24 protein-coding genes are annotated in these 23,090 nt (G+C 70.9%); 4 read left to right on the forward strand and 20 right to left on the reverse strand.

All coding sequences use genetic code 11. The annotated features are described in order from the left end of the window. Positions 1-4: 4 nt before the first annotated feature. The 6 genes from E4T13_RS17660 to argH form a co-directional block, all read right to left on the reverse strand. Positions 5-2,626: a DUF4175 domain-containing protein gene (locus E4T13_RS17660; RefSeq protein WP_170985057.1), complete on the reverse strand. Its 2,622-nt coding sequence runs from the start codon at positions 2,624-2,626 to the stop codon at positions 5-7. Beyond that, a complete protein-coding gene (gene lysA / locus E4T13_RS17665; RefSeq protein WP_137179599.1) occupies positions 2,623-3,969 on the reverse strand; it encodes a diaminopimelate decarboxylase in 1,347 nt (448 codons plus the stop codon). Before lysA ends, E4T13_RS17660 begins: the two co-directional genes overlap by 4 nt. Positions 3,970-4,081: 112 nt before the next feature. Then, entirely contained in the window at positions 4,082-4,585 is a 504-nt protein-coding gene (locus tag E4T13_RS17670; RefSeq protein ID WP_137179600.1) for a DUF2852 domain-containing protein, read from the reverse strand. 79 nt (positions 4,586-4,664) lie between these two features. Next, on the reverse strand, positions 4,665-5,324 hold the full coding sequence (locus tag E4T13_RS17675) for a TetR/AcrR family transcriptional regulator (protein ID WP_137179601.1): 660 nt from the start codon (positions 5,322-5,324) through the stop codon (positions 4,665-4,667). A 58-nt stretch (positions 5,325-5,382) separates the two neighbouring features. Further along, entirely contained in the window at positions 5,383-5,508 is a 126-nt protein-coding gene (gene lptM, locus E4T13_RS30575; RefSeq protein WP_240791178.1) for an LPS translocon maturation chaperone LptM, read from the reverse strand. Then, positions 5,505-6,917, reverse strand: coding sequence for an argininosuccinate lyase (gene argH, locus E4T13_RS17680; protein ID WP_137179602.1), 1,413 nt, complete (start codon positions 6,915-6,917; stop codon positions 5,505-5,507). The genes lptM and argH overlap by 4 nt, the downstream gene beginning before the upstream one ends. Positions 6,918-6,938: 21 nt before the next feature. Here argH and E4T13_RS17685 point away from each other — a divergent pair, with 21 nt between their 5' ends. Continuing rightward, positions 6,939-7,505: a TlpA disulfide reductase family protein gene (locus tag E4T13_RS17685; RefSeq protein ID WP_137180015.1), complete on the forward strand. Its 567-nt coding sequence runs from the start codon at positions 6,939-6,941 to the stop codon at positions 7,503-7,505. 12 nt (positions 7,506-7,517) lie between these two features. Continuing rightward, the gene (locus tag E4T13_RS17690) at positions 7,518-8,783 is read left to right on the forward strand and encodes an aminopeptidase (RefSeq protein WP_137179603.1); all 1,266 of its coding nucleotides are present in this window, start codon (positions 7,518-7,520) and stop codon (positions 8,781-8,783) included. A gap of 12 nt (positions 8,784-8,795) precedes the next feature. Here the strand turns inward: E4T13_RS17690 and E4T13_RS17695 are convergent, their stop codons facing one another. The 13 genes from E4T13_RS17695 to E4T13_RS17755 form a co-directional block, all read right to left on the reverse strand. Continuing rightward, on the reverse strand, positions 8,796-9,611 hold the full coding sequence (locus E4T13_RS17695; protein ID WP_137179604.1) for a hypothetical protein: 816 nt from the start codon (positions 9,609-9,611) through the stop codon (positions 8,796-8,798). Positions 9,612-9,654: 43 nt separating this feature from the next. Further along, the gene (locus E4T13_RS17700) at positions 9,655-10,638 is read right to left on the reverse strand and encodes a tripartite tricarboxylate transporter substrate-binding protein (RefSeq protein WP_137179605.1); all 984 of its coding nucleotides are present in this window, start codon (positions 10,636-10,638) and stop codon (positions 9,655-9,657) included. Between the two features lie 72 nt (positions 10,639-10,710). Next, the gene (locus E4T13_RS17705) at positions 10,711-11,667 is read right to left on the reverse strand and encodes a tripartite tricarboxylate transporter substrate binding protein (RefSeq protein ID WP_170985058.1); all 957 of its coding nucleotides are present in this window, start codon (positions 11,665-11,667) and stop codon (positions 10,711-10,713) included. A gap of 46 nt (positions 11,668-11,713) precedes the next feature. After that, complete coding sequence (locus E4T13_RS17710; RefSeq protein WP_137179607.1) at positions 11,714-12,454, reverse strand: SDR family NAD(P)-dependent oxidoreductase; 741 nt, start codon at positions 12,452-12,454, stop codon at positions 11,714-11,716. Positions 12,455-12,471: 17 nt separating this feature from the next. Beyond that, positions 12,472-14,061, reverse strand: coding sequence for a GMC family oxidoreductase (locus E4T13_RS17715; RefSeq protein ID WP_137179608.1), 1,590 nt, complete (start codon positions 14,059-14,061; stop codon positions 12,472-12,474). Between the two features lie 55 nt (positions 14,062-14,116). Continuing rightward, positions 14,117-14,299 (reverse strand): hypothetical protein, encoded by a 183-nt coding sequence (locus E4T13_RS17720; protein WP_137179609.1) that lies wholly within the window; start codon positions 14,297-14,299, stop codon positions 14,117-14,119. Positions 14,300-14,311: 12 nt separating this feature from the next. Further along, the gene (locus E4T13_RS17725; protein WP_137179610.1) at positions 14,312-15,397 is read right to left on the reverse strand and encodes a malate/lactate/ureidoglycolate dehydrogenase; all 1,086 of its coding nucleotides are present in this window, start codon (positions 15,395-15,397) and stop codon (positions 14,312-14,314) included. 68 nt (positions 15,398-15,465) lie between these two features. Further along, positions 15,466-15,933 carry a MarR family transcriptional regulator gene (locus E4T13_RS17730; RefSeq protein ID WP_206030203.1) on the reverse strand — a complete coding sequence of 156 codons (468 nt, stop codon included), beginning with the start codon at positions 15,931-15,933 and terminating at the stop codon, positions 15,466-15,468. Positions 15,934-16,017: 84 nt separating this feature from the next. Next, the gene (locus tag E4T13_RS17735; RefSeq protein WP_137179611.1) at positions 16,018-16,212 is read right to left on the reverse strand and encodes a hypothetical protein; all 195 of its coding nucleotides are present in this window, start codon (positions 16,210-16,212) and stop codon (positions 16,018-16,020) included. Positions 16,213-16,431: 219 nt separating this feature from the next. Continuing rightward, positions 16,432-17,532 carry an ABC transporter ATP-binding protein gene (locus E4T13_RS17740; protein WP_137179612.1) on the reverse strand — a complete coding sequence of 367 codons (1,101 nt, stop codon included), beginning with the start codon at positions 17,530-17,532 and terminating at the stop codon, positions 16,432-16,434. Between the two features lie 4 nt (positions 17,533-17,536). Then, a complete protein-coding gene (locus E4T13_RS17745; RefSeq protein ID WP_137179613.1) occupies positions 17,537-18,442 on the reverse strand; it encodes a carbohydrate ABC transporter permease in 906 nt (301 codons plus the stop codon). After that, positions 18,439-19,386: a carbohydrate ABC transporter permease gene (locus E4T13_RS17750; protein ID WP_240791179.1), complete on the reverse strand. Its 948-nt coding sequence runs from the start codon at positions 19,384-19,386 to the stop codon at positions 18,439-18,441. The genes E4T13_RS17745 and E4T13_RS17750 overlap by 4 nt, the downstream gene beginning before the upstream one ends. A gap of 115 nt (positions 19,387-19,501) precedes the next feature. Continuing rightward, the gene (locus E4T13_RS17755; RefSeq protein ID WP_137179614.1) at positions 19,502-20,863 is read right to left on the reverse strand and encodes an ABC transporter substrate-binding protein; all 1,362 of its coding nucleotides are present in this window, start codon (positions 20,861-20,863) and stop codon (positions 19,502-19,504) included. A gap of 230 nt (positions 20,864-21,093) precedes the next feature. Between E4T13_RS17755 and E4T13_RS17760 the strand changes: the two genes are divergently transcribed. Further along, a complete protein-coding gene (locus E4T13_RS17760; RefSeq protein ID WP_137179615.1) occupies positions 21,094-21,453 on the forward strand; it encodes a hypothetical protein in 360 nt (119 codons plus the stop codon). Here E4T13_RS17760 and E4T13_RS17765 read toward each other — a convergent pair. Beyond that, positions 21,411-22,286, reverse strand: a complete 876-nt coding sequence (locus E4T13_RS17765) for a helix-turn-helix transcriptional regulator (protein ID WP_137179616.1) — start codon at positions 22,284-22,286, stop codon at positions 21,411-21,413. The genes E4T13_RS17760 and E4T13_RS17765 overlap by 43 nt on opposite strands. 117 nt (positions 22,287-22,403) lie before the next feature. On the opposite strand from E4T13_RS17765, the gene E4T13_RS17770 reads away from it, so the two are divergent. Further along, positions 22,404-23,087, forward strand: coding sequence for an ABC transporter permease (locus E4T13_RS17770; protein ID WP_240791180.1), 684 nt, complete (start codon positions 22,404-22,406; stop codon positions 23,085-23,087). The last annotated feature ends 3 nt before the right edge of the window (positions 23,088-23,090 follow it).

The following is a 23,090-nucleotide window of genomic DNA, read 5'->3' on the forward strand; positions in this document are numbered from 1 at the left end:
GCGCTCAGAAGCGGCGCAGCAGCCGGTCGATGTATTCCAGCTCGTCCTGCGGCCGCTCGCGCTCGGCGCCGCGCTTGCGCAGCTCCTCCTGCAGGCGGCGGGTGCGCAGCAGCTCCGCCTCGTCCGGCACGCGGGTGTCGCTGCCGGCGTCCTGCGCGCCCGGCGCCTCCCGCGTGCGGCGGCCCAGCGGGTCGCGGCCGTCGCCCTGGTCCTGCGCCTGGTCCTGGCCTTCGCCCTGGCCCTGGCCCTGGCCCATCATCTCGCCGCCTTCCTCGCCCTCGCCTTCGCCCTCGCCTTCCTGCTGGCCGAACTGGCGCTGCATCTGCTGCGCCATCTGGCGGGCGCCTTCCACCAGCTCGCGGATCGCGCGCTGCTGGGCGTCGCGCGCATCCTCGCCCTGCAGAAGCGCCTCCTGCGCCTCCCGCATGGCCTGGTCGGCACGGCCGAGCTGGGGCGGCACCTCGCCGGTGAGGTCGCCGAATTGCTGCATCACCTCACCCAGCGCGCGGCGCAGCGCGCGCTGGGTGCGCGCCTCGCGCTGCGCCTCGGCCTGCGCCTGCTGCTCGGCCTCGGCGCGCTGCTGCTGCTGTTGCTGCTGCTGCTCGGGCGTCTGGCGGTTCCAGGGCGTGCGACGCTGCTGCTGCTCCGCGCGGCGCTCGGCCTCCCGGCGCTGCGTCTCCGCCTCGGCGCGGCGGTGGCCGCTGTCGAGCATGCGGGCCTCGCGCTGCACCATGTCCTGCACCACGCCCATCTGCTGCTCGCCGCGCTGGCGCTGCTGGCGGCGGCGTTCCTGCTGCTCGTTGCGGGCGGAGCGGCCTTCCTCCAGCGCGCGCAGCATCTCCTCGAGCTCGGCGAGCTCGCGCTCGGCCTCCTCCGGGCGGTCCTGGCGGTTGGCCTCGCGCATGCGGTCGGTGCGGCGATCGAGGTCACGGCGATCCATCAGCCGGTTCTGCGGATCATAGGGCATCGCCTCCGCATTCTCCTGCTGAAGGCGCTCGGCGAGCGCCTCCAGGTGGCGGCGGATGGCGTCGCGCAATTCCTGGATGCGCCGCTCGGTCTCGCTGCGCTGCTCGGCGTTGCGCTCGGTGCGCTCGCCGTTGCGCTGCTCCTCCATCTGGCGCTGCGCTTCCTGAAGGGCTTGGCGCAGCTCCTCGCGCGCCTGCTGCAACGCGCGCGCGGTGCGCTCGGCGCGGCCTTCCTCCAGCGCCAGCGCCGTCTCCCACATGATCTCCTGCGCTTCGGAAACGGCTTCGGGCCGGCGGTCGCGGGTCAGCCGGTGGCGCGCGGCGCGCAGTGCGAGATAGGTGGTCGTGTCATGCTCGAAGGCCTCCGGCGCGGCTGCCAGGCGGTCGAGCGCGACCCGTGCCTCGCGCCGCGCGTTGGGCTCGAGCGAGAGCGCCTTGCGCAGCGCGATCAGCGCCTGCGCGACGGGATGGGTGAAGCTGCGCTCCGGCAGTGTCAGCGCGGCGGCGGCGGAGACGCCGTCCTGCTCGGCGCCGTCGCGGGCGCGCAGCACGATCTCCACGTCCAGCCCGGCCCAGGGATGGGCGGAGAGATCCGGGCCGGAGACGCCGCGCGCCTGGCGCGCCTGCGCGGGCAGCGGGATCTCCACGACATGCGGCGGGGCGTCCGGCCGCGCCTTCAGGCGGATCTCGGCAACCAGCGCCACGGCGCCCCAATCATCCTCCACCTCCCAGGGCAGGCGGATGCCGAGGCCGCGCGTGGCGCGGCCCGGCGCTTCGGTGAAGCGCGTGCGGGGCGGCTGGTCGGCCTGCACGGTCAGCGTCCAGGCCGCGACCTCCGTCGCATCGCGCCGGATCACCAGGCGCGCGCCCTGGTCGAGCATCGCTTCGGCGCCGAAGGATCGATTGTCGAGCGCGCGGAAGGCCGTGGCCGACTGGCCGATCTGCAACGCGGGCACGCCGCCCGTGCCGCCGGACAGCGCCACCTGCAGCCGGCTGCCGGCGGGCACCGAGACCTCGCCGCCGGCGGGGTCGAGGAAGATCGGCGCCGCGGCGGTGTAGGCCGGCGGCGTGATCCAGGCTTCCAGCCGCATGGCCGGCGGGGCGGCGGGCATCGCCACCTCGCCGGCAAAGGCGCGGCGCAACCGTTCCGGCGCCTCCGGCCCCGCGATGATCAGCGCGGCGAACAGAGACAGGCCGAGCGCCGCGCGCAACGCAACCGGGTCGCGCTTTGCCAGGCCCGGCCGCGGCAGGCCCACCTGCAGCCGGCGCACGGAGGACAGCACGCGGTCGCGATGCACCGCCCAGACCGCCTGCGCCACCGGGTCGTCCGTCGCGGGCCTGTCGGTCAGCGCGGCGAGCGGGCGGTGCTCCAGGCCGGAGTCCCGTTCCAGCCGCCGGTCTGCCGGATCGTTGCCGGGCCAGCGGAAGCCGCGCAGCCCCTGGCGCAGCGCGAAGCCCGCCGCGACCGCGAAGCCGAGGGCGACCAGCATGCGCAGCCAGCCCGGCAGCAGCAGCGGCAGGCCGAGCAGCGCATAGGTGAGGAAAAGGCCGACCACGCCGAGCGCGGGCCAGATGGCGGGCCAGATCGCCTCCCAGGCCAGGGCGAGGCGGGCAAGAAGCCGTCGCCGTGCAAGCGGCGCGAGGGAGGGGGGCGTCGTCACGTGGCGTACCAGGCGGGAAGGCGCTGGCCGGCCAGCAGCGCGTCGAGCGATTGGCGTTCGCGCACCACCGCGAAGCGGGCGCCATCCACCAGGACCTCGGCCGCCAGGGGCCGCGCATTGTAGGTGCTGCTCATCGCGGCTCCGTACGCTCCCGCATCGAGGAACGCGACGAGGCTAGCCGGTTCCAGGGCGGGAAGGCCACGGTTTCGCGCGAAGGTGTCGCCGGTCTCGCAGACGGGACCGACGATGTCGCAGGGGGAGAGCGGCGCGACCAGATCGGTCGCCGAAACTGGCAGGATGCCGTGCCAGGCCTCGTACATCGCGGGCCGCACCAGGTCGTTCATCGCGGCGTCGAGGATCACGAAGCGGCGGCTGCCGTTGCGCTTCGACAGGATCACGGACGCCAGCAGCACGCCGGCCGGCCCGGCGATCCAGCGCCCCGGCTCGACCATCAGCTTCACGCCGAGATTGCCGAGCGTCGCCTTGATGGCGCCGGCGAGCGCGGCGGGGCTGGGGGCGGGCTCGTCGCGATAGGGGATGCCGAGGCCGCCGCCGCAATCCACCCGCTCCACCGGCAGACCCTGGGCGCGCAGCGTGCGCACGAGGTCGGCGAGGGCGCGATAGGCGGTGGAATAGGCGCTCATCCCCGCGGTGATCTGGCTGCCGATATGGGTGGCGATGCCGACCGGGCGGACGCCGGGCGTCTGCGCCATGCTGGCATAGAGCGCGGGCGCATCGGCCATGGCGACGCCGAACTTGTTCTCGCTTTTCCCTGTGGTGATCTTGGCGTGGGTGCGCGGGTCCACATCCGGGTTGACGCGGATCGCGACATCGACGGTGCGGCCAAGCGCGGTCGCCGCGGCGGAGATCATGGCGATCTCCTCGACGCTCTCCGCATTGATCTGGCCGACGCCCTGGCCGATGGCGAAGCGCAACTCGGCCATCGTCTTGCCGACGCCGGAGAAGACGACGTGATCCGGCACGATGCCGGCGGCGAGCGCGAGGCGCAGCTCGCCTTCGGAGACGATGTCGGCGCCCGCGCCTTCGCGCGCGAGGGTGCGGAGCACGGCCAGGTTGGGGTTGGCCTTGACGGCGAAATGGACCTCGCAGTCGAGCGCGGCGTCGCGCAGCGCATCCCGCAGTGCGCCGAAGCGGCGGCGCAGGGAGCCGGCGGAGTAGACCCAGGTGGGTGTGCCGACCTCGGCCGCGATCCGGGCGAGCGGCACCTCCTCGATCGTCAGCCCGTCCTGGGCGTTCGCGGTGAGGTGCGGGCGGCCGGCCAGAAGCTCGGCGAAGGAGGGATCGGCGTCGTCGGCGGAGAGCGCGGGGGCGGGGGCGGCCATGACCTCAGAATGGGGCTGGCTCGGCAGTTGGGGAAGATGAGAGGCGCCCCTTCTCCCTCCCCCGCAGTGCGGGGGAGGGCAGGGACGGGGGCAAGACCGGACTACAGCTGCCTCAGGCCTTCCGCTCGCGGTTCGCCATGAAGCGCTCGAACTCCTCCTGGTCCTTCGCGCGGCGGAGCTGCTTCACGAACTCCGAGAACTCCGTGGCCTGCGCGTCGAGCTGGCGGCGCTCCTCCTCGAGCCGGGCCAGGACGTTCTGGCGGTACTCGTCGAAGGCGACATTGCCGGTGCTGCCGAGGCCCGGCACATGCTCGCGCACGCGCTCACGCATGCGGTCCTTCCAGGGGCTCATCCACGCGGCGAAGGGCGCAGCATTGCAGGACATGGCGGGTCTCCAGAAGAAGAAGAAGGCGAGCAGGGCGAGGCCGACCGGCCACCACAGGATGAATCCCAGAATCATCACCGGCAGGCGCCAGCCGCGCAGCGGATGGCCGCCCCAGGGCGCCCAGCGGGCGGCTCGGGCCTCCCGGCGCGCCTGCTTGAGCTGCTGCTTGTGCCAGCGCCAGGCCAGGTCGGGCGGCAGGTCGGCAGGCACCGCGGAGGAAGCGGCGGTCATCGTTGGTCGGCTCCTTTGCGTGTCTATGTGACGCACATTCACATACGAGACCGGCCGGGTGATGTCAAAGGCGTTTACATTACGACACACGCAGCAGCCGGCTGACGGCGTCCTCCAGCACCGCCTCGGGCGGCGGCGCGCCGGAGCCGGGCGGCGGCATGCCCGCGCGTTCCAGCCCCGCCAGCCCGTGCGAAATCGCCCAGACCTCCAGCGCCAGCAGGCGGGCGCGGGCAGGGTCGCCGCCATCCGGCAGCACGCGGGCGATGGCACCGACCAGGGCGGCAAAGGGGCCGTCCTGGTCGGAGTCGCTGGGCGGGGCGTTGGGATCGCGCCAGGCGAACATGACGCCGTAGTAGCCGGGCTCCTCGCGCGCGAAGGCGAGATAGGCGTGGCCCATGGCCATCAGCCCCTCCCGCACGCCGCGGCCGATGGCGGCGTCCTTCAGCCGGGCGCCGAAGGCCTCGAAGCCGCGCTTGCAGAGTTCCGCCAGAAGCGCGTCCTTGTCGCGGAAGTGTCGGTAGGGGGCGGAGGGCGAGACGCCGGCGAGCCTCGCCGCCTCGACCAGGGTGAAGCCATGCGGGCCGCGCTCCGCGGCAAGCTGCCGGGCGGCCTCGATCAGGGCTTCCTTGAGGTTGCCGTGGTGATAGCCGCGGCGGCAGAAGCCGAAGGGCTCGGCGCCCTCCGGCCTCTCCTCGGTGCGGCGCGCCCAGGGGTTCCGCGATGTGTGCCAGCGTGACATTGGGGCGATATGGCACGCCCCGCGCGGATTCCCTACGGCCTCGCTTTCGCCGGCCGCGTCAGCGCGCCGGATAGACCCGCGGGAAGGTGATCTGGTCGGGGGGGCCAGGGGCGCGGATGTCGCCGGTGCGGCCGCAGGCGGCGAGCAGCAGCGCGAGCGCGCCGAGCGTCAGGATGCGCCTCATGCCAGCTTCTCCTTCCACGCCGCCGCCATCGCCGCGACATTCGCCGGCGCGGTGCCGCCATAGCTGGTGCGGGAGCGGACGGAGGCGCCGACGCTCAGCACGTCGAACACGCCCTGGGTGATGCGCGGCTCCACCGCCTGCATCTCCGCCAGCGTCAGGCCGGAAAGGTCCACGCCCTTCCCTTCCGCCATCGCCACCAGCTTCCCCGTCACGTGATGCGCGTCCCGAAAGGGCATCCGCAACTCGCGCACCAGCCAGTCGGCGAGGTCCGTCGCGGTGGAGAAGCCGGCGCCTGCCGCCGCCTCCAGCCGCGCCGTCTGCGGCTGCATGTCCCGCACCATGCCGCCGATGGCCGCCAGCGCCAGCGCCAGGTTCTCGGCGGCGTCGAAGACCGGTTCCTTGTCCTCCTGCATGTCCTTGAAATAGGTGAGCGCCAGGCCCTTCATCACCGTCAGCATGGCGACGAGGTTGCCGATCATCCGCCCGGTCTTGCCGCGCACCAGCTCCGCCGCGTCCGGGTTTCTTTTCTGTGGCATGATGGAGCTGCCGGTGGTGAAGGCATCCGTCAGCTTGACGAAGCCGAAATAGGGGTTGGTCCAGATCACGATCTCCTCCGCGAAGCGGCTGAGATGCGTGGCGCACATCGCGCAGGCGAACAGGAATTCCGCGGCGAAGTCGCGGCTGGCGACCGCATCCAGGCTGTTGCGCATCGGCCCGTCGAAGCCGAGCGCCTGCGCGGTCATGTGGCGGTCGATCGGGAAGCCGGTGCCGCAGAGCGCGGCGGCGCCGAGCGGGCTTTCGTTCAGCCGGGCGCGGCAATCGGCGAGGCGTCCGCGATCCCGGGAAAGCATCTCGACATAGGCCAGCAGATGGTGGCCGAAGGTGGTGGGCTGGGCGGGCTGCAGATGGGTGAAGCCGGGCATCACCGTGCCGGCATGCTCGGCCGCGCGGTCCACCAGCGCGCGCATCACCGCCGCGACCTGCGCGTCCAACCCGTCGATGGCGTCGCGTACCCAGAGGCGCACATCCAGCGCCACCTGGTCGTTGCGGCTGCGGCCGGTGTGCAGGCGCTTGCCGGCCTCCCCGATGCGCTCGGTCAGCCGTGCCTCGATATTCATGTGGATATCTTCCAGCGCCTCGGACCAGGCGAAGCCGCCGGCCTCGATCTCCTTGGCGATGTCGGCGAGGCCCTGCCGGATCGCGGCCTCGTCCTCGCTTGAGATGATGCCGACATGCGACAACATCTTCGCGTGGGCGAGGCTGCCGAAAATGTCCTGGCGCCACATCTTGCGGTCGAAGCCGATGCTGGCATTGATCTCCCGCATGATGGCGCCGGGGCCCTCGGCATAGCGCCCGCCCCAGAGGGTGTTCGATTGGGAGTTTTGCGTCGTGTTCGTCTCGTCGCCCACGGAGGGTCCCGTCCTGTGCTGATGCGCCGCAAGCTGTTCGCCGCGTTGGGCGGGACGCTGGCCACGGCCGCCACGGCGCGTCAAGCCGCGGCCGCCGCGGGTCCGGAGAAGCTGCGGGAGACGCCGGAAGGCCGGCCTTTGCCGGAGAACCTGGTGTTCCAGGATGCGGATGGCCGCGAGACGCGCTTCGACGCCTTCCGCGGCAAGGGTCTCGTGGTGAATTTCTGGGCCACCTGGTGCCCGCCCTGCGTCGCGGAGATGCCGGCGCTGGACCGCGCCCAGGCCGCCCTGTCGCCGCAGGGGATCGAGGTGCTGGCGCTGTCCTCGGACCGCGCCGGCCGCGGGGTGGTGGAGCCCTTCTACCGGCGCACGGAATTGCAGCACCTGAAGATGTGGTTCGACGCGCGCGGCGCCACGGGTCGTGCCCTGGGCATCCGTGGCCTGCCGACCACCCTCATCCTCGACCGCGGCGGGCGGGAGGTCGCGCGGCTGGAAGGCGAGGCCGCCTGGGACTCGCCCGCGATGCTCGCCGCGATCCGCCGCCTGGTCGGCGGCGCCGCGCCTGCTTCCACCACCAGCAGCACCTGACAGGACACGACCATGCCGGATGACGCGATGCCCGCCACGGGCTTCGAGGCGAAGCTCGACAGGCTCGCCGCCCTGGCCGTGCGCGTGGGGCTGAACCTGCGCCCCGGCCAGGAAGTGGTGATGACGGCGCCGATCGAGGCGATGCCGCTCGTGCGCCGCATCGTGGAGCACGCCTACAAGGCCGGCGCCACGCTGGTGACGCCGCTGGTCTCCGACGACGCGGTGGCGCTGGCGCGTTACCGCCACGCGCATCCGCCGGAAGCCTTCGACGTCGCGCCGGGCTGGCTGTTCAACGCCATGGCCGAGGCCTTCCGAGGCGGCGCCGCGAGGCTGGCGGTGGTTGGCGACGACCCGACGCTGCTCTCGGCCGAGGACCCGGAGAAGGTGGCGCGCGCCAACAAGGCCCGCAGCATCGCGTATCGCCCGGCGCTGGAACTGATCACCAGCTTCTCGATCAACTGGAACCTGGTGCCGGCCGCGACGCCGGGCTGGGCGCGCCAGGTTTTTCCGTCCTTGCCCGATGACCAGGCGGTCGATCGGCTGTGGGATGCGATCTTCGCGGCCTGCCGCGTGGACGTGGCCGATCCCGTCGCCGAATGGGCGCGGCACAACGCGACCCTGCATGCGCGCACGGCCTTCCTCAACGGCAAGGATTTTTCCGCGCTGCATTTCCGCGGCCCTGGCACCGACCTGCGCGTGGGTCTCGCGGACGGGCATCTCTGGGCGGGCGGGGCGGAGCCGGCGAAGAACGGCATCACCTGCAACCCGAACATCCCGACGGAGGAAGTCTTCACCACGCCGCACCGCCTGCGCGTGGACGGCACGGTGCGCTCGACCAAGCCGCTCGCCTACCAGGGCACGCTGATCGAAGACATCGCCGTGCGCTTCGAAGGCGGCCGCATTGTCGAGGCCAACGCGTCGAAGGGCGCGGAGGTGCTGCGCAAGGTGCTGACCACGGACGAGGGCGCGGCGCGGCTGGGCGAGGTGGCGCTGGTGCCGCATTCCTCGCCGATCTCGAAGTCGGGCCTGCTGTTCCGCAACACGCTGTTCGACGAGAACGCCGCCAGCCACATCGCGCTCGGCCAGGCCTACACCACCTGCCTGCGCGACGCCGCCGGCGTGCCGATGGAGAGGCTTGCGGAGCGCGGCGCGAACGCCTCGCTGATCCATATCGACTGGATGATCGGCAGCGGCCAGGTGGACCTGGACGGCATCACGAAGGATGGCGCGGCGCAGCCACTGATGCGCAAGGGCGAGTTCGTCGCGGGGCCGGTGTAGCGCGGACGGCGCTCAGGCGCGCCCGCTCGCTTCCCGATCGGGCACGGGGTTGGGCGCGACGAACAGGCCGAGGCACCAGCCGATGTAGAAGCGCAGGTCGTCGCCCGCGGCCTCGGTGGAGTAGAAATCCAGGCTCGGCCCGCCGAGCCGGATGATGATCGCATCCGCGACCCAGGCAAGCACGAGCCAGCCGAAGGTGATCATCGCCGTCAGCCGCGCCAGCGCCGGGATCGTCTCCCGGTCCCAGCGGCGCAGCACACGGCGGGTGCCGAGAACCGCCAGCAGGCAGCAGGGGATCGCGCTGGTCGTCACCACCTGCCACCCCCACTCGTAGAGGATGCCGGCGGCGACGATCCAGACACAGGTCAGCACGGTGGCCGGCACCGCCAGGCGCGGCCAGGTGCCGGCGACGAACCAGGCGGCCGTGACCGCCGCGGGGATCGAGGCCCATTGCAGCGCCTGGTCCACCGCCCCCGACAGCCGTTCCAGCTTCTCCGCGTCGCCGCCATGCGCCGTGCCGACATAGGCGGCGATCGCCTCATGCAGGCAGACCACGAAGAAGCCGAAGCCAACCGAGACCAGCGCGCCGAGCAGCACGCCGCGACCTTCCTCGTGCGGCAGGCGCCACCGCGCCGCCTTCACGCGTTCCATCAGCGGCTCCACGAAGAAGGCGAAGAGCACGCCGATGAACAGGGCGGAGGCCGCCTGGGCATAGCCGAAATGGCCCTGCAGCAGCACGAAGCCCTGCCAGATCAGCTCCGGCGCAAAGGAGCAGACCGAGACCCACAGCGTGAAGGCCGCATATTCGAAGCCACGGACCAGGCGCATGGCTCCCCCCGGCTTCCGAACGGCGTCCACGCGCGACGCCGGATCAGTCGGCGAACTGGCCCGTGGCTTCCAGCAGCGGCTTCCAGCGCGCGATCTCCGCCTGCCAGAACGCCTTCGCGCCCTCGGGCGTGGTGCGCTCACCGCTGGCCGGCAGGCTGCCGAGCTCGACCATGCGCTGGCGCACCGCCTGGTCCTGCAGCATGGCAAGCAGCGCCTGGTTCAGCCGGTCGATGATCGGGCGCGGCGTGCCGGCCGGGGCGAACAGCATGTTCCAGCCGGACATGCGCATGGCCGGCAGCCCCGCCTCCGCCGTGGTCGGGATGTCCGGCAGGGCGGAGACGCGGGAATCCGTGGTGATCGCATAGCCGCGGATCGCGCCGGCGCGGATCTGCCCGGAATTGTTCGTCGTCTGGTCGCAGCCGAGGTCGAGCCGGCCCGCCAGCAGGTCGTTCATCGCCGGCCCGGTGCCGCGATAGGGCACCAGAGTCACGGCCGTGCCGATGGATTGCTGCAGCAGCAGGCTGCAGAGATGGCTGGTGCCGCCGACGCCGGAATTGCCGAGGTTCAGGTTCCGCCCCTCACGCCGCACCACCGCGACCAGCTCCGCCAGCGTCTCCGCCGGGAAGCCCGGGCGCGCGATGATGGACATCGGCACCTCGTTCACCATGCCGATCGGCTCCATCGCCGTGGGATTGAAGCTCAGGCGGCGATAGAGGGTGGGGATCGTCGCCTGCGCGAGGCTGCCGAACAGGATCGTGTAGCCATCCGGCCGCGCGGCGGCGACGCGCCCCTGGCCGATCGAGCCGCCGGCGCCGGAGACGTTCTCCACCACCACGTTCTGGCCGAGATTGGCGCCGAGCGCCGGCGCGATCAGCCGCGCGACAGTGTCGGCCGGTCCGCCCGGCGCGAAGCCGACCACCATGCTGATCGGGCGCGTGGGATAGGCCGGCGCCTGCGCGAGCGCCGCGGCCGTGCTGCCAAGCGCGAGGGCCATGCCCAGAACGCTGCGTCGGACGATCCCGGACATCACACTCTCCCTTTCGTATCAGCCCAGATACGGTCTGCATGGCGCACGCCGCAAGGGCGCCGCGCCACCGCGTCATTCCATGGGGATGTTGTGCGCGCGGATGACGGCGCCGTACTGCGTCACCGTCTCCGCCATCAGCGCGGCGAGCGCCTCCGGCGTGGAGGAGACGGCGCCGGCGCCGGTGCCTTCCACCGCCGTGCGGTATTCGGGGGAGGCCACGGCCTCCACCACCAGCCGGTTCACGCGCTCCACCACCGCGCGCGGGATCCCCGCGCCGCCGCAGATGCCAAGCCAGCCATAGGCCACCAGGTCCATCCCCTGCTCGACCAGCGTGGGGTAGTCCGGCCCGACGGACAGCCGTTCGGGGCTCGTCATGCCGATCACCCGCACCTGCCCGGCCTGCGCCAGCGGCATGGTGTTGACCAGCGGCCCGACGAAGAATTGCAGCCGCCCCGCGATCAGGTCCTGCAGTACCGGCGGCGTGCCGCGATAGGGCACCTCCACCATGCGGATGCCGGCCTTGCCTTCGAACATGCGGGCCACGAGGTTCGGCATCGAGGCCGCGCCGACATGGCCAAAGGAAAGCCCCTCCGGCCGCGCCTTTGCCAGTGCGACGAAGGCCGCAAGGTCCTGCGCCGGCAGGTCCTTCGGCACGACGATGGCGTAGTAGGCGCGGGTGATCTGCGAGATCGGCGCAAGTTCGCTCAGCGCATACGGACGGCTCGCGCTCATCGAGTTCAGCGCGTCGATATAGGTGCAGACCAGCAGCGTGTGGCCGTCGCGCGGCTGCGACAGCACATGGTCCATCGCGATGCGTCCGCCCGCGCCGGTGCGGTTCTCCACCACCACCGGCTGCGGAAGCTGCGTGCGCATGCGCTCGGCGATGATGCGGGCGGGGATGTCGGTGGGACCGCCCGCGGGAAAGCCGACGACGAGGCGCACGGGCCGGCTCGGCCAGGTGTCCTGTGCGACGGCGGGCAGGCCCGCCAGCAACAGCCCCGCCGCGATCGTCAGGCCCGTCCAGGTCATCCGCGCCATCCCGCTTCCTCCTCCTGCCGCTGCAAGGCGGCGACGCTCAGGTCTCGGCGCCGCCATTCACCTGGAGCATCTGGCCGTTCACATAGGCGCCGCCCTCGCTGACCAGCATGCTGACCACCGTCGCGATCTCCGCCGGCGTGCCCATGCGGCCGAGCGGCACCTTCGCGACATAGCCCTGCCGGTCGTTGGGTGCGCCCGGCACGTCGTCATCCGCGGCGATGGGACCGGGCGAGATGGCGTTCACCGTGATGCCCTTCGGCCCGAATTCCTTGCCCATCGACTTGGTCAGTCCCCAGAGCCCGTGCTTGGCGACGGAGACCGGCGCGCGGCCGGAATAGCCGTGGATCGCGTTCATGCCGGTGAAGTTGACGATGCGGCCCCAGCCGCGCTCGATCATCGCCGGCAGGCACGCCTTGGACAGCCAGATCGCGGCCTCCATGTCCACCGCCAGCACGCGGCGCCAATCGGCGACGTCATTCTCCAGGAAGGGCTTGCGCGGGCGCAGCGCCGCGTTGTTGACCAGCACGTCCACCGCGCTGAAGGCCGCGATCGCCTCGCCCGCGATGCGCGCGCATTCCTCGGGGCTGCCGACATCGCCCATGACGACCTCGGCCCGCACGCCGAAGCCGCGCGCCTCGGCGGCGACGGACTCCGCCGCGGCGCGGTTCGTGGAGCCGTTGATCACCACGTTGAATCCGTCCTGCGCCAGGCGAAGGGCGACGGCGCGGCCGATATTGCGGCCCGCGCCGGTGATCAGCGCGGTCTTGCGAGCGGACATGTCTTGTTCTCCGGCGTTCAGGCAGCGCGGCGCAGGAACTCCGCGCAACGCTCGCCCACCATCAGGGCGGCGGGCTGGATATTCGGGGACGGGATCAAGGGGAAGACGCTGGCATCGGCGACGCGCAGCCCCTCCACCCCACGCACCCGCAATTCGGGATCGAGCACGGCGCGGTCGTCGCTGCCCATGCGCGCGGTGCCGCAGGGATGGAACACCGTGTTCGCGGTGGCGCGGATGTTCCGCTCCAGCGCCGCGTCGTCCACGCCATCGGGGCCGGGGCGCAGCTCCTCCTCGATCAGGTCGCGCAGCGGCGATTGCTGCGCGATGCGCCGGCAGACCGCGGCGGCGCCGAGCATGACGCGGAGGTCGTTGGGATGGTCCAGATAGTTCGGACGGATCACCGGCGCATCGGCGGGGTCTGGGCTGCGCAGCGTCAGCGTGCCGCGGCTGTCCGGGCGACAGGCGCCGTAGTTCAGCATCAGCCCGGGGAAGGGCGTGAGGCCCTGGCGGTAGTCGAAGGTGGCGAAGTTGATGAAGAGAAGCTGCGCCTCGGCTTCCTCGGCGCCGGGCGTGACGCGGATGAAGGCGCTGGCCTCGCCGGCGCCGATCGCCATGGGCCCCGATTTGCGCAGCAGCCAGTCGAGCCCCATCGCCGCCTGCTTCATGCGGCTGGCGAGAATCTCGTTCAGCGTGCCGCACGGCTTCACGCGCCAGATGAACTTCGCGATCAGGTGGTCCTGCAGGTTGCGCCCGACATCGGGGCTGTGCGCGACGACGGGAATGCCCAGCGCGCCCAGCGCATCGCCCTCGCCGATGCCGGAGAGCATCAGCAGCTTCGGCGTCTCCAGCGCGCCGCAGGAGACCACAACGCTGCGCCGTGCCCGGAACTCGCCCTGCGCCGTCGCGACGCCGATGCAGCGCTTTCCTTCGAAGAGCAGCCGATGCACCTGGATTCCGGTGCGGACCTCGAGGTTCGGCCGCTTCATCGCCGGCCGCAGATAGGTCCGCGCGGAGGAGGAGCGGAAGCGGCCATCCACGTTGAGCTGCACCGGGCCGACGCCCTCGATGCTGCCGCCGTCGTTCACGTCCTTCACGCGGCGCAGGCCCGCGGCGACGGCGGCATCCACGAAGGCCTGCGTCGCCGGCGCCAGTCGGCGCGGCTCCATCACCCGGATCGGGCCGCGGTCGCCGCGCTCCGGCGAGGGCGGGCCGAGCCAGGTCTCCATGCGGCGGAAGGCCGGCGCGCAATCCTCATAGGACCAGCCGCGCGCCCCGGCCTGCGCCCAGCGGTCGTAGTCGTGCGGGCTGCCGCGCAGGAAGACCAGGCCGTTGACGCTGCCGGAGCCGCCGAGCACGCGGCCGCGCGGCCAGTGGATAGCGCGATCGTTCAGCGCAGCCTCGGGTTCGGTGTTGAACTTCGGGTCGTAGATCTGGCTGCCGAACAGCTTCGCGTAGCCGGCGGGCAGGCCGACCCAGGGGCTGGCATCCGGCGGGCCGGCTTCCAGCAGCAGCACGCGCGTGCCCGCTTCCTCCGACATCCGCGCGGCGACGACGCAGCCCGCGGACCCACCCCCGACGACGACGATGTCCGCTTCGACCGGCTGCATGCGCTTCCTCTTCAACCCCGCCAGCCTTGCGCCCGTCGGCGCGGCTGTCCAGCGGTCAGATCCGCCGGATCGGCACGCGTTCCGTGCGCAGCCAGTCGGGCCAGCCGACCAGCTCCTCGATCGCGACGATCACCGCGACGAGGATCAGCGTGACCACGGCGATCCGGACCCAGCGGCGCGAGGGCGGGTTGCGGTGCCACTGCGCCAGCCGGATGAGGATGCGGGTCAGCGGGTCCACGTCGCCGCGGGCTCAGTTCGGCTCCACCACGCCAAGGCGCCGGGCTACCTGGCGGATGCCTTCCCAGGTGTCGGGCTGCAGCGGCACGCCGTTCGCCAGCCTGTCCGCGCGCGTCGCGGCTTCCTTGTCGCCGGGCGCGAGCACCGGCTCATCGGGCTTCGCGCGATTCGCCGCCAGCACCCAGTCCACATAGGCGCGGCCGGTGGCGTGGAACTCGGCCTCCGTGCCGAAATGGCTCGGCGAGACGTAGAAGCTCAGCATGCCGTTGGCGATGCGCGTGCGTGCCGTGATCGGCCCGCTGGTGCCGCCGCCGGTCAGCGCGCCGCCCAGCATCTCGCACATGAAGGCCAGGCCCGATCCCTTGTGCTCGCCGAAGGCGCGGATCGCGCCGCTGCCCTTCGTCACGTCGCGCGGGCCGACCTTGTCGTAGGGGCCGTAGAGCGTGTGCGGGTCGCCGGAGAGGCTGCCATCCGGCTCGATCAGCGCATCCGCCGGCAGCGCCTTGCCGCCATTCGAGGCGACCATGACCTTGCCCTCGGCGACCAGCGAGGTGGCGAAATCCAGCACCAGCGGGCGGCCGGGCAGCGGCACGCCGACGCTGAAGGGCGCGGTCGAGAAGCGGCGATCCGTCGCGCCGAAGGGCGCGACCAGCACGCTGCCCGCCACATTGACGAAGTGCACCGAGATCAGCCCGGCGCGGATCGCCGTCTCGGCATAGTCGCCGACGCGGCCGATATGGCCGGCATTGCGCAGCCCGACCACCGCGATGCCGTGCTGCTGCGCGCGCGCGATGCCGAGTTCCACCGCCTGCGGCGCGACCGTCTGGCCGAAGCCGAACTTGCCGTCGAGCAGGGCGAAGCAGCCGCCATCGGTGACGACCTCCGCCGCCTGGCCCTTCAGCACGTAGCCGGCCTCGCACCATTCGACGTAGCGCGGCACGCGCGCGACGCCGTGGCTGTCATGGCCGGCAAGATTGGCGCCAAGCAGATGGGTGGAGATGCGGCCGGCTTCCGCCGCATCGCATCCTATGGCGCGGAAGATGGCGGCGACGAAGCCATCGAGCTTCGCGGCCTCGACGAGGACCTGGTCAACGGGCATGGCGTGTTCCGTGTGAACTGACGGGCCGCAGCATCAGGCCCAGGGCCGGGCGCGGCAAGACGGCGGGGTCAGCGCGACGGCGCGGCGACGCTTCCGGCGGGGTGGCTCTGTGCGACGCCGCCCTGGGCCGCGAGCTGCCGCAGGGCGCGCAACTGGCGTTCCGCCTCCAGCGCGGCCGCGGCAAGCTCCGCGTACCCGTCCTCGGCGTGGCGCAGCAGATGGTCCACCGCGGCGGCGGTCGGCGCGATGAGCAGGACGCGCGCATCCTCCGGCGCGGGGCGGCGGGTCACAAGGCCGCGCAATTCCGCACGGTCCAGCGCGCGGGTCACGGTGGCAGGGCTGATCACGCCGCTGGCGAGCGCCGCGAGGTCCTTGTGGGTGAGCCGCTGGCCGTGGAACGAGGCGTTCAGCGCCTCCGCGACGCACCAGGCCACCTCGCGGGACCGCACGCTCGGCTGGCCGGCAACGCGGATGGCGACCATGCCGCGGCGCTGGGCGAGGGCATACATCTCGCTCAGCGCGGCGGCCCGGATCATCCGCTCGGCGGTCGGGGGGCCGATATCAGGCGGTGGAGGCGGGGGCTTTCGCACCCGCCGAGATTACGTCGCAACGCGACCGGATCAAAGCTCCAGCCCATAGTATTTTCTGGCTTCGTCCAGCAGCATCTGCCGTGCCTCGCGCAGCAGCAGGAAGGACTGCTCCAGCCCGTGATCCGCGGCCTCCTCCGCCACGCTGCTGAGGATCAGGGCCAGGCTGCGGAGCTTGCCCTCGATTTCCGGGGTGAGGACCTGCCGCGCGGGCATCTTGCTGATCATTGGCTGAATCCGGTCGTGCGAAAATGAGCGCGCGACCTAGACCCATCGGACCGGCACCGCCACGAGTTTCGGGTTCAGTCTGAAACCGAGGCGGATCGCGGCTTTCCGGCGCAGGAACCCCGTCCATAAGACGTTAATTGCGCAATGTGATGTCCAAAAACGGACCCGGACGGACATGATCCATCCGGGCGCGATCGGGCCTGTCGGGGCTGGGCGGCGCTACAGGACGCGGCCGCTCTGCGGGTCGATCAGGTGCATATGGTTGAGATCCGCGGCCACCTGCATCGGGCGGCCAGGTTCGGCCGGCGTGGTCGGGTCGATGCGGCTGCAGACCTCGGCGCCCTGCAGCCAGAGATGCACCAGCGTCTCCATGCCCATCGGCTCGATCACCTCGGGCGTCAGTTCGAAGGTCGCGATGTTGTCGCGGTCGAGGTTCTTCGGTTCGGTGAGATGTTCCGGGCGGATCCCGAAGATCATCTCCTTCCCCGCGGCGGCGCCGTAGCGGGCGGTGCGGTCGGCGGGCACCGGCAGCACGATGCCGTTCGGCAGGTTGAGCCGGAGCGCGCCGGAGCCGTTCTCGACCCGGGCGGGGATGAAGTTCATCGCGGGGCTGCCGATGAAGCCCGCGACGAAGCGCGTGGCCGGGCGGTGATAGAGTTCCTGCGGCGGGCCGACCTGCTCGATGATGCCGTGGTTCATCACCACCACGCGGTCGGCGAGCGTCATCGCCTCCACCTGGTCGTGGGTGACGTAGACCGTGGTGGTCTTCACGGTCTGGTGGACCTTCTTGATCTCGGTGCGCATCTGCACGCGCAGCTTGGCATCCAGGTTGGACAGCGGTTCGTCGAACAGGAACACCTTGGGGTCGCGCACGATCGCCCGGCCCATCGCCACGCGCTGGCGCTGGCCGCCGGACAGCGCCTTCGGCTTGCGCTCCAGCAGCGGCGTGATGTCGAGGATGCGCGCGGCATTGTCGACGCGGCGCTTGATCTCGTCCTTCGGGAACTTCCGCAGCGTGAGGCCGAAGGCCATGTTCTCGAACACGCTCATATGCGGATAGAGCGCGTAGTTCTGGAACACCATGGCGATGTCGCGGTCGCGCGGCGGAATGTCGTTCACCACCGTGCCGCCGATCGCGATCTCGCCGGAGGTGATCTCCTCCAGCCCCGCGACCATGCGCAGCGTGGTGGACTTGCCGCAGCCGGAGGGGCCGACCAGCACGACGAATTCGTGGTCGGCGATCTCGAGATCGATGCCCTTCACCGCCTGTACGCCGCCTTCATAGGCCTTGACGACGTTGCGGATGGAGACCTGCGCCATTGCGTTATCCCTTGGTCGCGCCGGCGGTGAGGCCGGCGATGTAGTAGTCCATGAGGAAGGCGTAGACGAGCAGCGGCGGCGCGGCGGCCATCAGCGCGCCGGCCATGATCTTCCCCCACTGGAAGGTGTCGCCGCGGATCAGGTCCGAGACGATGCCGACCGTCAGCACCATGTTCTCCGAGCTGACCAGGAAGGCCATCGGATACAGGAACTGCGCCCAGGAGACGGTGAATGCGAAGATCGTCGCCGCCAGGATTCCCGGCAGCGCCACGGGGATGAAGATCTTCCACAGCATCTGGAAGTGGTTGGCGCCGTCGATCAGCGCCGCCTCGTCCAGTTCCTTCGGTATGGAGGCGAAGTAGCCGATCATGATCCAGGTGCAGAAGGGCACCGTCAGCGTCGGATAGATCAGGATCATCGCGAGCAGGTTGTTGTAGAGGCCCATGCCGCCGATGATCTGGAACAGCGGGATGAACAGCAGCGTCTCCGGCACCAGGTAGGTGAGGAAGACGCCGGTGGCGAGCGCCGCGCTGCCCCAGAACCGCATGCGCGCCAGCGCGAAGGCCGCGAGCGTGCTGATCACCATGGTGATCGCAACCACCGCGATCGTCACGATCACCGAGTTGCGGAAGTGCAGCACGTAGTTGCCGTTGGTCAGCAGGTCCCGGTAGTTCTCCAGCGTGGGCGAGCGCACGATCCAGGGATTGCCCTGCAGGTCGGCGATCTCCGCGCTGCTCTTCAGGCTGGTGATCAGCATGTGGAAGGGCGGGAACATGAAGAACACCACGAACACCGCCAGCGCGATGTAGGCGCCGATCAGCGCCCAGCGCCGTTCCCGCTTGATGCTGCCTGCCTTGTGATAGAGGCCAAGGGCGGCGTTCTCGCCGCCCGCGATGCTCGCCCCACTCATCCCGCCATCTCCCTGGACCGGCGCGTCACGCCGCGCAGCACGAACACCGCGAAGATCGCGAGGATCGGGAACATGAAGAGCGACACCGCGGAGCCGAGCGGCAGGTCGCCGGACTGGATGCCCACCTGGAAGGCGTAGGTGCCGAAGATGTGCGTCTTGTCCTGCGGGCCGCCATTGGTGAGGATCCGCACGATGTCGAAATTGGCGAAGGTGACGATCAGGCTGAACAGCACGGTGATGGCGATGATGTTCTTCATCATCGGCACGGTCACGTGGATCAGCTTCTGCCACCCTGTCGCGCCGTCGATCGCCGCGGCCTCATAGAGCTGGTCGGGCACCGACTTCAGCGCGGCGAGATACATGATCATGAAGAAGGGCGCGCCGTACCAGACGTTGACCAGGATGACGGAGAACCGCGCCCAGCTCGGCTCACCGAGCCAGGCCACCGGCGGCACGCCGATCGCGGTGATCACCCAGTTCAGCGCCGAGTAGGAGGGATCGAACAGCCACCACCAGGCCAGCGTCGAGATCGCCGGCGGGATGACCCAGGGCACCAGCAGCATGCCGCGCCATTTCCGCTGGCCCTTGGCCGGCAGCGCGTGCAGCACATGCGCCAGGATGAAGCCGATCAGCGCCTTGGCGATCACTGCGCCGACGGCGAACAGCACGCTCTGCCAGATGACGCCCTGGAAGGTCTCGCGGCTGAGCAGGAAGGTGTAGTTCTCGAGGCCGATGAAGCGCGTCATGCGCTTGTTCAGCATGGAGAGGTAGAGCGCGTAGAAGAACGGATAGGCCACCAGCCCGCCGATCACCACCAGCAGGGGCAGCGTCATCACGAAGGCGAGCGTCGACTTCCGCCGCGCGATCTTCTGCAGCGTTCCCGTCCGCGGCGGAGCGACCGCGGCGGGGACGCCGGGCGCCGTCACGACATTTCCATCGGCCACGCGATTGCCTCCCTGGCCGTTCTTGGTTGGTGCCGCGCGGCCTGCGGGCACCGTCCCCGCGGTGCCGGCCAGGGCCGGTACCGCGGGCGTCAGCCGCAGGCCGCGCGGGAAGCGGTCAGCCGCGCTTGAAGCCTTCGACTTCCTGCGTGGCCCAGGTCAGCACGCGGTCCATCGACTCGTTGTTCTGGACCAGGCGCGCGATCATCTTCGCCTGGATGCCCTGGTTGTAGATCTGCACCGCGATCTCCGCCGGGGCCGGGGCGATCGCGACGCTCGGCGTCGCCTTGTGATGCGCGCGCACCGGGTAGTTGTAGACGGTGCCCGTCGGCGGATCGACCGTGCGCCAGGTGGTGATGTCGTCGAACATGCTGGCGAAGGCGGGGATGTCGTAGCCCGAGGAGGCGTCGACCATCTTCTGCACCTGCTCGATCTGCGTCAGATGCTCGAGCAGCGCCTTGCCGGCCGACTTGTTGCGGCTGAAGCTCCACATGCCGAAGAAATACGGCAGGTGCGGCACCGGATGCCCCGCGGGTCCCATCGGCGAGGGGAAGTGCCAGACATTGCGCGCGACGTCCGGCGCGTCGCGCTTCGCCACCGCCCAGGCCGAGGGCGGGTTGAAGATCAGCGCCGAGCGGCCGGAAATCAGCGCGCGGTTGTTCGTGGCGTCGTCGGCCGCGAACATCTCGTTCGGGATGTGCTGGAACAGCCGCTTCGAGTAGTCCAGCGCCTGGCGGAGCTTGTCGTTGTTGCGGATGGTGATGTTGCCGTTGGCATCCACCAGGTGCGCGCCGAAGCCCGCGAACATCGCGCCGATCCAGTCGGTGGCGTCGGTGAAGGTGCCGGCCGGCAGGGCGAAGGGGAAGCCTGCCTTGTTGCACTTGTCGGCCGCCGTCAGGAAGGTCTCCCAGTTCCACTGGTCGGCGCCGGGGCCGAGGCGGTTCTCGGCCGGGTACATCGCCTGCACGTCGATGCCCGCATGCTGCTTCATCAGGTCGATACGCGCGGCGGAGCCCTTGAACTGGCTGCCCGTGGTCTGCGGCACGGCGTACCAGCGGCCGCCGATCTTCGCGAGGTATTCGGACGCCGCGTTCACCTGGCCGTATTTCTGCGTCAGCCGGCCCATGACGTCGTCCATGGGCTCCAGCATGTCCTTGTTCGCGTGGATCTCCCAGGTCGGGAAGGACAGGATGTCGTGGCCCTGGCGCGCCTGGCGCTCCGCCGCGATGGTGATCAGGTTCTTGTTGCCGACGGAGGTGATGAAGTCGAGCACGATCTCGACGCGGTTCTGCCGGCCCCATTCCATCACGATGTTGCGGAAGGCCTCGTTCGCGGCTGCGCCGACCCAGTGGTCCCAGATGCCCAGAGCCAGGCGGCCACCCGACGACTGACCGAGCACCGTCGGTGCTGCCAGGGTCGAGGCCGCCACGCCGGCGACGCCGGCCTGCAATACGCCACGCCTGCCAATTCCCTTGGCCATCCCCGTTCCTCCTTGAAATAGCGACCGGCCTTTTCTGGCCGTGCCTGGTTGCAGCACGGGAAAGGTAGTCGCGGCCAGCCGAACACTGCAAGTCCAGCGCGAATGAAGCTTTGTCAGGACATGCGGAGCCCGCGGAGTCACGATCGCGGGAAGGGTCTGCGGGAGCAGGGGTGTCGCCCAATCTGCAGGCAATCGGCCGTGCGGCCGTGGCTGGACAGAGAGCTTCGACCATGAAACGAATCGTCAGCGCCATCTTCGACACGCGGGCGGAGGCGGAAAGGGCGCGGGCGGGGCTGCGCGCGCTCGGGGTGCCGGCCGGCGCTATCGCGCTCCACACAAGGGCGGACCATGACGCGACGCCCGCGAGTGCGGCCGCGCCCGGCAGCGAACCCTGGCTGCCCGATCTGCTCGACCTGTTCTTCCGTCCCGAGCCCGGCTTCGCGCAGCATCACGCGGCGCTGGAGCGCGGCGGCGTGGCCCTGACCGCGCGCGTGGAGCGTGATGTGGCGGATGCGGCCGCGCGCGCCCTTGACCAGGCCGGCGGACGCTACACGCGGAACGCGACGCTGCCGGTCGTGCCGACCTCGTAGCCGCCCAGCCGCTTGGCGCGCGCGCGGAAGCCCTCGGTGCGCACGAAGGCGAGCAGGGTCTGAAGCGGCGGCTCGAACCAGTCGCGCGGCCGTGCCACCAGGTCGAAGCGCTCCATGATGAGCGGCACGAAGACCAGGCCGCGCAGCGTCGCCTCGGCGCGGATGCCGAAGCCGACATCGGCGCGGCCGTCTGCAACCGCCGCGGCGACCTCGTCCTCGCTCGCTGCCGGCTTCGCCATGAAGCGCAGCGCATCCAGCCGCAGCCCGGCTTCGTTCAGCAGATGCAGCAAAAGAAGGTGGCTGCCGGCGCGGGTCTGCCGGCCGGCAACGAGCACGCCCGGCCGGGCGATGTCCGCCAGGCACTGCATGCCGCGGGGATTGCCGGGGGGCAGGATCAGCCCCTGCTCGCGGCTGGCCCAGACGAGGCCCACGAGCGGTTCGCCCGGCAGTTCCGCACGGCAGGCCGCCTCGTTGAAGCCGCCGGTGTCGGGGTCTGGTACATGCACCGCCGCCGCCAGCGCCTCCCGTGCCGCCAGCGCCGCGAGGCCATCCAGGCTGCCGCCGGTGCGCAGCGCCAGGCCGCAGCCGGATTGCCGCACTGCCCAGTCCAGCAGCGGATCGTGGCTGCCGGCCAGGATCGGCGGCGGCGCCTGACGGCCTTCCGGCGCCTCGGCCTGGCGGGTCAGCCACAGCATGAGTTCGGTCCGCGGGAACAGCCATTTGCCGCCGAGTTGCACGGAAGGCAGCCGCCGGCCGCGGGCGAGGTCATACAGGGCACGCTCCGACAGGCGCAGCAGCGTCGCGGCTTCCTTCAGCGTCAGGATCTCATGCAATGCGGCAAACCTTGGCAAATGATGGCAGATTTCACGAGGACGTCTGATCCGGCATGATGTACGACGACAGATGCCGGGACCAGGGCCAAGAAGCGGATGAACGATCTGGGATCAGCGATGATGCTGGCCGCCGGCCTGATCGCCACGGGCGACCAGGCGCTGCTGCAGATCGTCGGCCTGTCGCTGCGCGTGTCCCTGACCGCGGTTGCGGCCGCCGCGGCGGTGGGCTTGCCGCTCGGCGCGCTGTTGGCGGTGACGCGCTTCCCCGGCCGGCAGGGCATCGTGGTGGCGCTGAACGCGCTGATGGGCCTGCCGCCGGTGGTGGCGGGCCTGCTGATCTATCTGCTGCTGTCGCGCAGCGGGCCGCTCGGTGCCATGGGGCTGCTGTTCACCCCCGGCGCCATGATCATCGCCCAGGCCGTGCTGATCGCGCCGATCATCGCCGCGCTGACCCGGCAGACCCTGGAAATGCTGTGGGAGGAATATGCCGAGCAGCTTCGCTCCTTCGGCGCCGGTGTCGGCCGGGCTGTGCCGACGCTGCTCTGGGATGGCCGCTTCGCGCTGCTGACGGTGCTGCTCGCCGGCTTCGGCCGGGCGAGTGCCGAGGTCGGCGCGGTGATGATCGTCGGCGGCAACATCGAGGGCTTCACCCGCGTGATGACCACCGCCATCGCGCTGGAAACCAGCAAGGGAGACCTGCCGCTGGCCCTTGCGCTCGGCGTGATCCTGATGGCGATCGTGCTGGCGGTGAATGCGCTGGCGCAGGCGGTGCGCGACCTCGCCGACTGGCGCGGGGCCTGAGCA

This window comes from Roseomonas sp. AR75, from assembly GCF_005222815.1.
In the GTDB taxonomy this organism is placed as follows: Bacteria; Pseudomonadota; Alphaproteobacteria; order Acetobacterales; family Acetobacteraceae; genus Falsiroseomonas.

Coding starts and splice junctions, on each gene's coding strand:
- E4T13_RS17710 (WP_137179607.1), bottom strand. CDS start 12,454: ATGTCCGCTCGCAAGACCGCGCTGATCACCGGCGCGGGCCGCAATATC.
- E4T13_RS17705 (WP_170985058.1), bottom strand. CDS start 11,667: ATGACCTGGACGGGCCTGACGATCGCGGCGGGGCTGTTGCTGGCGGGC.
- E4T13_RS17685 (WP_137180015.1), top strand. CDS start 6,939: ATGCGCCGCAAGCTGTTCGCCGCGTTGGGCGGGACGCTGGCCACGGCC.
- E4T13_RS17715 (WP_137179608.1), bottom strand. CDS start 14,061: ATGCAGCCGGTCGAAGCGGACATCGTCGTCGTCGGGGGTGGGTCCGCG.
- E4T13_RS17695 (WP_137179604.1), bottom strand. CDS start 9,611: ATGCGCCTGGTCCGTGGCTTCGAATATGCGGCCTTCACGCTGTGGGTC.
- lysA (WP_137179599.1), bottom strand. CDS start 3,969: ATGGCCGCCCCCGCCCCCGCGCTCTCCGCCGACGACGCCGATCCCTCC.
- E4T13_RS17670 (WP_137179600.1), bottom strand. CDS start 4,585: ATGACCGCCGCTTCCTCCGCGGTGCCTGCCGACCTGCCGCCCGACCTG.
- E4T13_RS17740 (WP_137179612.1), bottom strand. CDS start 17,532: ATGGCGCAGGTCTCCATCCGCAACGTCGTCAAGGCCTATGAAGGCGGC.
- E4T13_RS17745 (WP_137179613.1), bottom strand. CDS start 18,442: ATGAGTGGGGCGAGCATCGCGGGCGGCGAGAACGCCGCCCTTGGCCTC.
- E4T13_RS17730 (WP_206030203.1), bottom strand. CDS start 15,933: ATGATCCGGGCCGCCGCGCTGAGCGAGATGTATGCCCTCGCCCAGCGC.
- lptM (WP_240791178.1), bottom strand. CDS start 5,508: ATGAGGCGCATCCTGACGCTCGGCGCGCTCGCGCTGCTGCTCGCCGCC.
- E4T13_RS17725 (WP_137179610.1), bottom strand. CDS start 15,397: ATGCCCGTTGACCAGGTCCTCGTCGAGGCCGCGAAGCTCGATGGCTTC.
- E4T13_RS17770 (WP_240791180.1), top strand. CDS start 22,404: ATGATGCTGGCCGCCGGCCTGATCGCCACGGGCGACCAGGCGCTGCTG.
- E4T13_RS17735 (WP_137179611.1), bottom strand. CDS start 16,212: ATGATCAGCAAGATGCCCGCGCGGCAGGTCCTCACCCCGGAAATCGAG.
- E4T13_RS17690 (WP_137179603.1), top strand. CDS start 7,518: ATGCCGGATGACGCGATGCCCGCCACGGGCTTCGAGGCGAAGCTCGAC.
- E4T13_RS17760 (WP_137179615.1), top strand. CDS start 21,094: ATGAAACGAATCGTCAGCGCCATCTTCGACACGCGGGCGGAGGCGGAA.
- E4T13_RS17700 (WP_137179605.1), bottom strand. CDS start 10,638: ATGTCCGGGATCGTCCGACGCAGCGTTCTGGGCATGGCCCTCGCGCTT.
- E4T13_RS17755 (WP_137179614.1), bottom strand. CDS start 20,863: ATGGCCAAGGGAATTGGCAGGCGTGGCGTATTGCAGGCCGGCGTCGCC.
- E4T13_RS17675 (WP_137179601.1), bottom strand. CDS start 5,324: ATGTCACGCTGGCACACATCGCGGAACCCCTGGGCGCGCCGCACCGAG.